Raw genomic sequence first — 1,189 nt, 5'->3', positions numbered from 1 at the left:
CGCTGCGGCCACTCCAGCAGATCACCGTCCGCATCGCCGGCCACGAACACCTCGCCAAGGACCCGATCACGCCTGTCGCCCAGGCGATCATCGACGCCCTCGGGATCAGCGCTCAGTGACACACCCCGGTGGCACGAGTCAGGTCTGCCGACGACCCGCGACGACTATAGGAGCGTCGGGTGCACCGCCGCGCATACACTCCCTCTACATGAGCACCCTGCCTATTGTGTACGAGGCTTCGGGCCATTGTCCGATCTGCGAAGCGCCCGCCACTTTCAGCGCAGTGTATAGCCATTACCGGGACCATCTGCTGTGCTCACGGTGCAGATCCATTCCGCGCGAGCGCGCCTTGGCGCTCGTGCTTTCTCGGGCGTTCCCGAACTGGCGGCAGTCGCGAATCCATGAGTCTTCCCCGGGCGACAGGGGAATCTCACCCAAGCTCAGGCAGGAATGTGCGAAATACGTGCCGACCCAGTTCTTCCCGCGCGATGAACTCGGCGCGATCATCGGCGGTGTCCGCAATGAAAACTTGGAGCGTCAGACGTTCCCTGACGGCGTCTTTGACCTGGTTATCAGTCTCGATGTCATGGAGCATGTCGGCGATCCCGACAAAGCCATGCGCGAAATCGCCCGCACTCTCGCGCCTGGAGGTGCCTACGTGTTCACGGCGCCAACGTACGAAGGCAAAAGCCGCAGTGAGCGTCGTGCACGGTATCTGCCCGATGGGACCGCGGAGCACCTCGCCGAGCCGGAATACCACGGGAATCCCATCAGCGACGACGGCGCGCTCGTCACGTTCCACTACGGCTACGACCTTCCAGAGTTGATCCACCAATGGTCGGGCCTCGATGTCGAAGTGGTGCGGTTCCACGACCACCATCACGGACTAATCGGCACCATGACGGAGGTCTACGCCTGCACGAAGCGCAGGTGACTCACCGAGCCTGTTCGCCACGGCGACACCGCTTGCGCCCGAAATCGTTCGTCACTCTGCCAGCGCGAGGGCATGGAATCGGTCGGTGTCCCGTCACCGCAACTCGGGCCGTTCCAGTTCAACCCTAACCTGACTCGTGCCACTTGACCGTGGATCGGTGACCGTTGTGGCGTCTTCGCAGGTGAGCGCGTTGCGGCGTCGCTGATTGACACACCCCGGGGCTCGGTAGGGTCCGGCCGGTGGTGTTCGTGCGGA

Annotated in this window: 1 protein-coding gene; it reads left to right on the top strand. The window is 63.3% G+C overall.

The annotated features are described in order from the left end of the window. Positions 1-208 precede the first annotated feature (208 nt). Complete coding sequence (locus tag QQZ14_RS12800; protein ID WP_284534709.1) at positions 209-934, top strand: class I SAM-dependent methyltransferase; 726 nt, start codon at positions 209-211, stop codon at positions 932-934. The last annotated feature ends 255 nt before the right edge of the window (positions 935-1,189 follow it).

This window comes from Nocardioides sp. T2.26MG-1 (genome assembly GCF_950101795.1).
Lineage (GTDB): Bacteria > Actinomycetota > Actinomycetes > Propionibacteriales > Nocardioidaceae > Nocardioides.
Note: the sequence above shows the minus strand (reverse complement) of the source record. Positions and strands in the feature narration are given on the sequence as shown.